8 protein-coding genes are annotated in these 7,368 nt (G+C 61.9%); 3 read left to right on the top strand and 5 right to left on the bottom strand.

The window, feature by feature from the left end; genetic code table 11:
* On the top strand, nucleotides 1-1,987 hold a 1,987-nt coding region (cckA, locus tag Q7T45_RS20435; RefSeq protein WP_304873065.1), incomplete at its 5' end, for a cell cycle histidine kinase CckA.
* A gap of 33 nt (nucleotides 1,988-2,020) precedes the next feature.
* Here cckA and Q7T45_RS20430 read toward each other — a convergent pair.
* From Q7T45_RS20430 to Q7T45_RS20415, 4 genes are read right to left on the bottom strand one after another with little or no spacing between them, the layout of a single operon-like run.
* A complete protein-coding gene (locus Q7T45_RS20430; protein WP_304873072.1) occupies nucleotides 2,021-2,425 on the bottom strand; it encodes an OsmC family protein in 405 nt (134 codons plus the stop codon).
* 10 nt (nucleotides 2,426-2,435) lie between these two features.
* Nucleotides 2,436-2,672 carry a thioredoxin family protein gene (locus Q7T45_RS20425; protein ID WP_304873063.1) on the bottom strand — a complete coding sequence of 79 codons (237 nt, stop codon included), beginning with the start codon at nucleotides 2,670-2,672 and terminating at the stop codon, nucleotides 2,436-2,438.
* A 17-nt stretch (nucleotides 2,673-2,689) separates the two neighbouring features.
* The gene (locus tag Q7T45_RS20420) at nucleotides 2,690-3,751 is read right to left on the bottom strand and encodes a permease (RefSeq protein ID WP_304873061.1); all 1,062 of its coding nucleotides are present in this window, start codon (nucleotides 3,749-3,751) and stop codon (nucleotides 2,690-2,692) included.
* The gene (locus Q7T45_RS20415; protein WP_304873060.1) at nucleotides 3,748-4,053 is read right to left on the bottom strand and encodes a helix-turn-helix transcriptional regulator; all 306 of its coding nucleotides are present in this window, start codon (nucleotides 4,051-4,053) and stop codon (nucleotides 3,748-3,750) included. The genes Q7T45_RS20420 and Q7T45_RS20415 overlap by 4 nt, the downstream gene beginning before the upstream one ends.
* A gap of 296 nt (nucleotides 4,054-4,349) precedes the next feature.
* Here Q7T45_RS20415 and Q7T45_RS20410 point away from each other — a divergent pair, with 296 nt between their 5' ends.
* Nucleotides 4,350-5,267 (top strand): class II glutamine amidotransferase, encoded by a 918-nt coding sequence (locus Q7T45_RS20410; RefSeq protein WP_304873059.1) that lies wholly within the window; start codon nucleotides 4,350-4,352, stop codon nucleotides 5,265-5,267.
* 44 nt (nucleotides 5,268-5,311) lie between these two features.
* Nucleotides 5,312-5,929 carry a class I SAM-dependent methyltransferase gene (locus Q7T45_RS20405; protein ID WP_370691323.1) on the top strand — a complete coding sequence of 206 codons (618 nt, stop codon included), beginning with the start codon at nucleotides 5,312-5,314 and terminating at the stop codon, nucleotides 5,927-5,929.
* Nucleotides 5,930-5,973: 44 nt separating this feature from the next.
* Here Q7T45_RS20405 and Q7T45_RS20400 read toward each other — a convergent pair whose 3' ends face one another.
* On the bottom strand, nucleotides 5,974-7,260 hold the full coding sequence (locus Q7T45_RS20400) for a hypothetical protein (protein ID WP_304873057.1): 1,287 nt from the start codon (nucleotides 7,258-7,260) through the stop codon (nucleotides 5,974-5,976).
* Nucleotides 7,261-7,368 lie beyond the last annotated feature (108 nt).

Genomic DNA, 7,368 nt, shown 5'->3' with positions numbered 1-7,368 from the left:
ATACGCGGTGTGGTCGATTGCCGACATCACCCGCGACCGCGCGCGGCAGGAGGACGTGTTCCAGGAACTGCAGCATGCCATCGAATATCTCGATCACGCGCCGTGCGGGTTCTTCTCCGTCAATGCCTCAGGCGACCTCGTCTATGTCAACGCCACGCTGGCGAACTGGCTGGACCACGACCTCGCGGAGATCGGCAATGGCGGCCTGAAGCTGACCGACATCGTGTCCGGTGACGGCGCCTCGCTGCTGACCTCGATCGTGGCGGTGCCCGGCGAGGTCAAGACCGAGGTGTTCGACATCGACCTGCGGATGCGCGGCGGCAAGACCATGCCGGTGCGGCTCTACCACAAGCTGGCGTTCGGGGCCGATGGCGTGCCCGGCGCCTCGCGCACGCTGGTGATCAGCCGGGCTCGCGACGAGCATTCCGATCCGCAGCGCGCCGCCGAAGTGCGCTTCATGCGCTTCTTTGATCACACCCCGATGGCGATCGCGACCGTGGACCGGTCAGGCGCGGTGGTGCGCGCCAATGCCCGCTACGCCAAGCTGGCGCAGGGCCTGAATTCCGAGGGCGCTTCCGGCAAGTCGATCTTCCGCGCGGTCAATCCGCGCGACCGTCATTTGCTGATCGCGGCCATCAACCAGGCGGCCGAAGGGCAGGGCGATATCGCGCCGGTCGAGGCGTTGCTCGATGGGCCGAAGGAGCGCTGGGGGCAGTTCTTCGTCACCGCGGTCGAGGAGAACGAACGCGAGACCGAAGCCGCCATTGTCTATCTGCTGGAGACCACCGAGCGGCGCACGCTGGAAAACCAGATCAACCAGTCGCAGAAGATGGACATGGTCGGCCAGCTCGCCGGCGGCATCGCCCACGATTTCAACAATGTGCTCTCCGCCATCATGATGGCGAACGACTTCCTGCTGAACGCGCACAAGCCGACCGACCCGTCGTTCCAGGACATCATGCAGATCAAGCAGAACGCCACCCGCGCCGCGACGCTGGTGCGGCAGCTGTTGGCCTTCTCGCGCCGCCAGACGCTGCGGCCGCAGGTGCTCGATCTCGGCGACGCGCTTTCCGATCTCACCATGCTGCTGCGCCGGCTGATCGGCGAGAAAGTAAAACTCGACCTCGTGCATGGCCGCGACCTGTGGCCGGTCAAGGTCGACGTCTCCCAGTTCGAGCAGGTGATCGTCAATCTCGCCGTCAACGCCCGCGATGCGATGCCCGACGGTGGCAAGCTGACGGTTCGGACCGCCAATGTGACGACGGAGGAATCCGCACAGCTCGCCTACAAGGGCATGCCGGCGGCGGACTACGTCCGGATCGACGTCGCCGACACCGGCACCGGCATTCCCGCCGATATCGTCGACAAGATCTTCGAGCCGTTCTTCTCGACCAAGGAGGTCGGCAAGGGCACCGGCCTCGGCCTGTCCACGGTGTACGGCATCGTCAAGCAGACCGGCGGCTTCATCTATGTCGACTCGGAGGCCGACAAGGGCACTTCTTTTCATATCTTCCTGCCGCGGCATCACGCCGAGCAGGAAGCGCAGCCCGAGCCGGTGGCGGCCACCGACGCGGCCAGGGCGCCGGCGGAGGCGAAGCCGAGAACCGACCTGACCGGGCAGGGCACCATCCTGCTGGTCGAGGACGAGGAGGGCCTGCGCTCGCTCAATGCCCGCGGCTTGCGCTCGCGCGGCTACAGCGTGATCGAGGCCTCCAACGGTATCGAGGCGATGGAGGCGCTGGAGGAAAAGAACGGCGCGGTCGACCTCGTGGTTTCCGACGTGGTGATGCCGGAAATGGACGGCCCGACGCTGCTGCGGGAGATGCGGATCCGCAATCCCAACCTCAAGATCATCTTCGTCTCGGGCTATGCGGAAGAAGCCTTCGACAAGAGCCTGCCGGAAAACGAGCAGTTTGCCTTCCTTGCAAAACCGTTCGCGCTCAGCGCGCTGGTCGCCAAGGTCAAGGAGACCATGGCGCCGTCGTGAGCGCCGTCGCGTGTCGGGGAATCAGCAGGAAAATCACGCCCGCCTCCGGATCACGCCCTCCAGCTTCGTTGCCGCAGCCACGGTATTCGAGATCGTGCCGTACTTGCGGACATTCGTATGCAGGAGCTCGAGGCGCTGATCGGTTTCGTCGGTATCGACGATGAGTTCGTAATCGACCGAAACCATCTTCGGCGGGCTGTCCTGCCGGATACCGTGTAGCTTCACCTCGACACCCCGCAGATCGAACTTGATCATCGGGGTTACCCGTTCAATCCCCTTGATCATGCAGGCGGCGATAGCGGCGAGGAACAGCTCCGCCGGATTGAAGGCGTCCGGCCGGCCGCCGACGTCGGTGTCGAGGATAATCTCGGCTTCCTTGGCAGAGGCGACGCTGCCATGCGAATCGATCCGCCTGGCGCCGACCCGGTATTCCAGCATCGGCTTCATCTCAGGCCCCGAGCCAGCGTGTGAGGTCTTCCGGCCTGGGCAGGCCGCCCGCATGTACCACCTTGCCGTTTATGACGATCCCCGGCGTGGATGCGATGCCGTAGCCGGCGATGGCTGCATAATCGGTCACCTTTTCGATGGTGACGGGGACGCCGAGATTGTCGGCCTCGGTCTGAACCATTTCGACCGTCGCGGCGCAGCGTTTGCAGCCGGGACCGAGAACCTTGATTTCCTTCATGGATATTCTCCGTCAGTTCATGAGAACAGGGCGTTGAAGATGAATCCCACCGCCAGGATGCCGGTCCCGACGACGCCAACGAACACGGCGATCAGCTTTACGCTGAGCACTTTGCGAAGGATGATCATCTCCGGGAGCGACAGTGCGATCACCGACATCATGAACGCGAGCACGGTCCCGAGCGCGGCGCCTTTGGTGATGAGCGCTTCCACCACGGGAATGATGCCGGCGGCGTTCGAATACATGGGAATGCCGAGCGCCACCGCGGCCGGCACCGACCACCAGGCGTCCCGGCCCATGATCGAGGCCAACAGGTCCGAAGGCACATAGCCGTGGATGAATGCGCCGACCGCAATACCCGCGATGATCCATGGCCAGACCTTGCCGACGATTTCCTTCACGGCGTCGATCCCGGCCTTGATGCGGTCGACCACCGAGAGTTCTTCCGGAGCAAGCTCGGCCGCGTCCGATCGAATGTTGCGAACCCATTCCTCCAGCCAATGCTCGAGATGCAGCCGGCCGATGACCCAGCCGGAGACGATGGCGATGGCGAGGCCGAAGGCGAGATAGGTCAGCGCCACTTTCCAGCCCACCAGCGCAAACAGAAGGCCGAGCGCCACCTCGTTGACCATCGGTGCGGAGATCAGGAACGAAAAGGTGACGCCGAGCGGCACGCCCGCGCTGACGAAGCCGATGAACAATGGCACGGCGGAGCAGGAGCAAAACGGGGTAACGATGCCGAGCGACGCAGCCAGCACGTTGCCGACGCCTTCGCGCTTTCCGGCAAGCAGTGCCCTGGTCTTCTCCGGTGAGAAGAAGCTGCGCACGACGCCCATGCCGAACACGACCAAAGTGAGCAACATCAGAACCTTCGGCGTGTCGTAGGCAAAGAAGCTGATCGCCTCGCCGAGATGACTCCTGGGATCGATCCGGGTCGAAGCGACGACCCAGTCCGAGAATGGAACGAGCTGGCTATAGACGACGCCCCAGATGACCAGAGCAGCGACCGTCCATCCGATCCATTTGGCGGTGGAAGTGCCGGCGCCGGGCGCGCGGTCGGTGAGCGATCCGAGGCTCATGCGGCATGCCTTTCCTGACCGGCCGGCATCGCCAGCGCGGCGTCAACAAGCGCGACGACCGCTTGAGGAAGATTTGGGGAGCGGCGATAGCGGACCCATTGAGCATCGCGTCGGTCCATCACGAGACCGGCTGTCTTGAGGGCCGCCATGTGGCGGGACATGCGGGACTGGCTGGCGCCGAGTCCCCGCATCAATTCGCAAACGCAATGCTCGCGCCCATCCCACAGCATCCGGAGGGCTTCGAGCCGGACCGGCTCGGCGAGTGCGGAAAGAATCGTGATTGAATTCAAATGCTTGTCCATAAAACGTCCATTCAATGCGCTTATGCGCATAACCGCATATAAGTAATCTCCCATCGATTGTGCAAGGGCCCTCAAGAGATCATCTGCGGCAACCGGTATCCAAACTTTCTAGCAGCCAAGGAGTCAGGTGGGTTGAGGCACGTCAATTCAGCCGGAGCATCGGCCGGTATGAATGCAACTCGTTGCGCAGTACCGTGATTCATACGCCTCTTCGACCCAGTTGGTTGAACACTCGAAAACGAGGGCTCGATATTTCGGAATTGGCGACGTTTGCAGGGTCTCATTGAGGCGGAGCCATGTGTGAACTCCTCGGACTATCGAGCAATGCCTCCGCAACGGTGAATGTTTCGCTGCCCAAGCTCGCCGAACACGGCCGCGTTTCCGGAACGTATAATGATGGCTGGGGTGTCGGGTATTATGAGGGAGCGGATGTCCGTTTGATGAAGGACTCCGCCGCTGTCGGCGACAGCGAATGGATTCAATTCATCGCCAGCCATAATCTGCGAAGCCAGCTGGTGATCGCGCATACCCGCAAGGCAACGCGCGGAACGCGTTCCTACCCCAATGCTCAGCCGTTCGTTCGGGAACTGGCCGGCCGTGCACATTTGTTCGCCCACAACGGCGATCTGCCGGGCATATTCCAATCGAGCGCATTCCAGGCTGATCGGTTCAATCCAATCGGCGAAACCGACTCCGAGCTCGCCTTTTGTGCTCTCCTCGACCGAATGGCGGCGATCTGGACGGTGCGGGGCGCAGTGCCGACGCTGCGCGAACGATTTTTGGTCGTGTCGTCGTTCGCCAGCCAGCTCCGGGCTTTGGGTCCCGCGAATTTTCTGTATTGCGATGGCGGACTGCTGTTCGCCCACGGACATCGACGGATGCACGCCGAAACCGGCAAGATCGAACCGCCTGGCCTCATGTTGCTGCAGCGACACTGTCAAAGCGGCGAACAAGGGATCGTGGCGGATGGGCTCTCGATCCGAAGCGACGACCAGCTCGTTACGCTATTCGCGAGCGTTCCCTTGACCAGCGAGCGGTGGGAGCCTCTTGCAGAAGGGGAGTTGGTTGCCGTCTCTCATGGGCAATTCGCTGCACGACAAATGGTCGGCGAAAGTCCCGTATTCTACGAGCGTCCCGTCGATTCATTGGACCGAGCGGGATCCAACGACGCCGGACGAGCTTTCGTGACGTTCGGCGGTGAGCTTGCCAGTTGAGCATCGTTGGAACAATTTTATCATTGGATCGCAACGAGGCAGCTGTGAATTTCTACGACCACTGGGTTCTGCCCTCCATCCTTGATCTGGTCATGCGGCAGCGTCCGCTGCAGAAGTATCGTCGCGAGGTGGTTGCCGCAGCAACCGGGAGAGTGCTCGAAGTCGGCGTCGGATCAGGATTAAATTTTCCGTTCTACGACAAGCGGGTCGAGATCGTATTCGGGATCGACCCATCGCCCCGTTTGCTCGCGATCGCGCGGCGACGCGCTGCCGCGGCCGGTGTCCGCGCCGAATTCCTGCAGGGGTCTGCGACAGAGATTCCGCTCGCTGAAAACACCATGGACACCGTGGTGATGACGTGGACGCTCTGTTCGATCCCGGACCCATTGGCCGCATTACGCGAGATGCGACGGGTACTGAAGCCGCACGGCCAGCTGCTCTTCGTCGAACATGGGCTTTCACCCGAGTCCGGAATCGAACGCTGGCAACATCGGCTTACTCCCATTTGGGGCCACGTTGCCGGCGGTTGCCATCTGGACCGAAAAATGGACGACCTCATCCGCTCGGCCGGTTTCGCTATCCTGAAGCTTCGAACGGAGTATGCTAAGGGACCACGTCCGATGACCTACATGTATATGGGATGCGCACAGCCGGCGGCATGATTCTGCGAATTGGCCGAAGAATGTTCAGCCTCATGAAGCGCCGCTCAAATGACGAATACCGGCGCGAACCCGCCGCCGGGCGTCCGGAAGTTCGTCGTCTGTCCCTGATACAGACGCGCCGCCGTGAGCAGCACTTCACCATTGTAGACGTATAGCCTGACGTCGGTCTTCCGGGACTCCGGAGAGCCGTCCAGCTTGACCATGCGTTCACTCGGCGCGGCAAAATCCTGGGCGACATATCCACCACGAATGATCTCCGCCCACACGCCCGTGGTGACTTTGTCCCCGCGATAGACGGCCTTGCTGCCGTAACCGCCCGCCGGCTTGAAGAACAACGACTTTCTGGCCCACCACAGTTCCTGTGCATTGTCGGAAGTAACGAGAACCGTATGCGGCACGCCCGCCAGGTCAGCGAGCATCGAGGGCGACGCCCCCCAGCCGTGAAGCGCCGCGTGATCGGACAGCAGCGCCAGGTTGCGCTTGTCCGCGTACAGCGCATGCACGCGCGGATTGGGTGTCACGACGACGGCGCCGCCGAGATAAGCCGCGCGGAGATCCTGGTGTTCGGGATCGGCAAAGGAAAAATCGACCAAACGATTGTAGACCAGATCGATCGGTTGACCCTCCGCGAGCAGTTGACCACGCTCGTACCGGAGCTGATCGCCTGCCACAATCACGGCATCGATGCCATTGTTCTGGAAGAAGCGCTGGGCCAGCAGAAACTCCGGATAGAGATACTGTTCGGCCGGCCGGTCATCGACGATCGCGATCCGTCGCGGGATGCCTTGCCCCTTTTGGAGCTCCCATTCGTGCTGGAACATCCTCATGACAGACGGCCCGAAATCGTCGGCCTCCGGTCTGCCCAGAGCGACCTCTACTTCCCTGCAGCAGGCTCGCTGGGCCTTGGCCAGCAGCGCGTTCAAAAAGGCGCCGCCTGCGTTCGTATTTATCTCGATCAGCCTGGGGCCTCCAGCGGCAAGGTGAAAGTCGTAACCCATGAATGCGCCAACCGGCCCGAAATCATGTCGAGCGATCTCGGGAGCCCAGGACAACGCCGCGTCGCGGTAACCCGGCAATCGAGTGGCAGCTTCGACCGCATGCACGGTCCGAAGCATCTCCCCGACGCTGGCTTTGGACAGGAACACCGGCACGTTCGAGAACAGATGAGTCTTCGGCCCGATGAAGGTCTGGCAAAATTCCGGATCCCCGATCTCGCGCTCGAGGGCCTGGCACAAAGCGTCTCGGTCCAGCGTGATGCAGAAGCACTCACGGTTCAAGAGTTCGGAAATCGACCGGGTCTCGGGCGTGGTAGCAGGCGACGGTGCGTCCATTCGTTCAACCTCACCTTGCTCGCATGACGGCCAGAATAGGTTCTATTCCACACATCGTCAACGATACTTCTAGAATTATAGAAATATCCGACGGCGAAGCCAAACCGG

Origin of the sequence: Bradyrhizobium sp., assembly GCF_030646015.1 — a bacterium.
GTDB lineage: Bacteria > Pseudomonadota > Alphaproteobacteria > Rhizobiales > Xanthobacteraceae > Bradyrhizobium.
This window is presented reverse-complemented; position numbering and strand designations above follow the sequence as displayed.

What these genes read in the sequence shown, in the direction of transcription:
- Q7T45_RS20425 (WP_304873063.1), bottom strand. Translation starts at nt 2,672, where the DNA reads ATGAAGGAAATCAAGGTTCTCGGTCCCGGCTGCAAACGCTGCGCCGCG.
- Q7T45_RS20420 (WP_304873061.1), bottom strand. Translation starts at nt 3,751, where the DNA reads ATGAGCCTCGGATCGCTCACCGACCGCGCGCCCGGCGCCGGCACTTCC.
- Q7T45_RS20400 (WP_304873057.1), bottom strand. Translation starts at nt 7,260, where the DNA reads ATGGACGCACCGTCGCCTGCTACCACGCCCGAGACCCGGTCGATTTCC.
- Q7T45_RS20410 (WP_304873059.1), top strand. Translation starts at nt 4,350, where the DNA reads ATGTGTGAACTCCTCGGACTATCGAGCAATGCCTCCGCAACGGTGAAT.
- Q7T45_RS20415 (WP_304873060.1), bottom strand. Translation starts at nt 4,053, where the DNA reads ATGGACAAGCATTTGAATTCAATCACGATTCTTTCCGCACTCGCCGAG.
- Q7T45_RS20430 (WP_304873072.1), bottom strand. Translation starts at nt 2,425, where the DNA reads ATGCTGGAATACCGGGTCGGCGCCAGGCGGATCGATTCGCATGGCAGC.